This is a genomic window from Oleiphilus sp. HI0125 (assembly GCF_001635355.1).
This window is the reverse complement of record NZ_LWGF01000752.1, coordinates 1-2,341: the sequence shown is the minus strand read 5'-3', so window position 1 is coordinate 2,341 and position 2,341 is coordinate 1. Positions and strand designations below refer to the sequence as shown.

Genomic DNA, 2,341 nt, shown 5'->3' with positions numbered 1-2,341 from the left:
CTCAATCCCCTTAGTATTTGGAATTGGCGGAATGAACTTTGGCGGTGAAGGCTTCGTCGTTCAAGGGATAGGATTAGCAGCCATCTCGGGCATTCTTCTCAACCTTGTTCTACCGAAAACAAAACCAGAAACCGAGCAATAAAACCAGACCATCGCTCTGATCTCTCACAACCTATTAAATCGAAGCTGAGAGGTCAGTGGAAATCCTCGATAATTAATTCAACACATTACTAAAAAATCAGCTTTTAACATAAGCATGAGCTTCAGGCTCTATGGTATGATCGAAAGCATTAGAGGGCTGTCAGAATCTGTTTGTTGACTATTGCGAAACAGACCCAAAATAAGTAACTATTTAGTACATGCTCTGCAAACAAAAAAACAAAATAGAAAATTAGGGTAATCATGAGTTCGGACACAGGCACAACCATCGCTCCAGAAGCACACAAGTCAGCAGAAAACCCGCCTGTTCAGCCAAGCATCAAACTTAAAGCATCCTTAGCTCCAATGACTGCCTTAGAGCTCACCAGCTTTGAACCAAAGCAATTCAGCGAAGAACTCGCAGCGAAAGTCGCTCAAGCCCCTAGTTTTTTTGAAAACCTTCCTGTCGTGATTGGCCTAGAGAAGTATGAAGAACCAAGCCTCGACTTTGAGCGTCTCATCGAGATATGCCAAGCACACCAAGTGAAGGCAATCGCTGTAAGAGGCGCCAGCGCATCACTTCAAGACGTCGCGCGCAATCATGGCTTAGGAATATTAGCCAAACAAAAAGAACGTAACGCAGCGATCGATACAGACACTCCAGCAGCTAGCGAACCTGCGCCGCAGGAACCCAAAGCAGATGAGCCTGCAAAGGTCGAAATCAAAACTGAAACACAGATTAGTAAAATTGTCCATCATCCTATTCGATCAGGACAACAAGTTTACGCAGCAGATGGTGACTTGATCATTCTAGCCTCTGTAAGTGCCGGCGCAGAAATACTAGCCGACGGAAACATTCATGTTTACGGTACATTGCGCGGACGCGCGCTAGCTGGGGTTAAAGGCAATACCAAAGCACGCATCTTCTGCCAAAGCATGGCAGCAGAACTTGTCTCCGTCGCAGGGCAATACAAAATAAGCGAAGACATTCCAAGCTCAACCATAGGCAAGCCCTGCCAAGTATATTTGGACGAGCAAACTCTGAATTTTAAAAAACTAGAGCTCTAAAGAGCCCATTAAGCGCCGAATAAGAGCGCAAGAAGTAAAGAGGCTTAAGCCCAACTTCAAACAACATAGCAACATGGGAATAGAACATTGGCAAAAATAATTGTTATCACTTCAGGTAAAGGCGGCGTAGGTAAAACAACTAGCAGCGCGTCCATTTCCACAGGTCTTGCCCTGAAGGGACACAAAACCGTCGTTATCGATTTCGATGTAGGTCTTCGTAACCTAGATCTAATCATGAACTGTGAACGTCGTGTAGTGTATGACTTCGTAAACGTAATCAACGGCGAAGCGACGCTAAACCAGGCTCTTATCAAAGATAAGCATAATGAGAATCTTTACATTCTCCCCGCTTCTCAAACTCGCGATAAAGATGCACTCACTCAAGATGGCGTAGAAAAAGTTCTTAATGAACTTTCTGAGCGCTTCGATTTCATCATTTGTGATTCGCCTGCAGGCATTGAGCACGGCGCTCAAATGGCTCTCTATTTCGCAGATGAAGCCATTGTCGTAACGAACCCGGAAGTATCTTCGGTTCGCGACTCAGATCGAATTTTAGGTATCTTACAAAGCAAGTCTCGCCGCGCTGAAAATGGCGAGTCGGTAAAAGAGCACCTTCTTCTAACCCGCTACAACCCTAGCCGTGTTGAGAAAGGTGAAATGCTGAGCGTAGATGACGTTAAAGAGATTCTAGCCATCAAACTTCTTGGCGTTATTCCTGAATCACAATCCGTTCTTTCTTCTTCAAATTCAGGCGTTCCTGTTATCCATGATCAATCAACTGATGCAGGACAGGCCTACGATGATGCTGTAGAACGCTTACTTGGCGCCGAAAAGCCACAGCGTTTTATCACGAATGAAAAGAAAGGTTTCTTTAAGCGTATGTTTAAGGGGGCTGCAACAGCATGAGTTTTTTAGATTATTTTAAAAGCACCAAGAAGAACACCGCATCTATCGCGAAGGAACGCTTACAAATAATTGTTGCTCATGAACGTGGGCAGCGCGAGCAGCCCGATTACCTGCCAATGCTTCAAAAAGAAATTCTTGAGGTTATTCGCAAGTACGTATCTATCAATCAAGACCAAGTACAGGTCCAACTTGATAAAAATGATGACTGTTCGGTTCTTGAACTGAACGT

General features: G+C 44.5%; 3 protein-coding genes. All 3 read left to right on the top strand.

Annotated elements, in window-relative coordinates; translation table 11 throughout:
* Positions 1-402 precede the first annotated feature (402 nt).
* On the top strand, positions 403-1,206 hold the full coding sequence (minC, locus tag A3762_RS11330; protein ID WP_082869091.1) for a septum site-determining protein MinC: 804 nt from the start codon (positions 403-405) through the stop codon (positions 1,204-1,206).
* Between the two features lie 87 nt (positions 1,207-1,293).
* Complete coding sequence (gene minD, locus A3762_RS11325) at positions 1,294-2,112, top strand: septum site-determining protein MinD (RefSeq protein ID WP_068481961.1); 819 nt, start codon at positions 1,294-1,296, stop codon at positions 2,110-2,112.
* Positions 2,109-2,341, top strand: a 233-nt coding sequence (gene minE / locus A3762_RS11320; protein WP_068755567.1) for a cell division topological specificity factor MinE, incomplete at its 3' end; no start/stop codon positions are given. The genes minD and minE, both read left to right, overlap by 4 nt.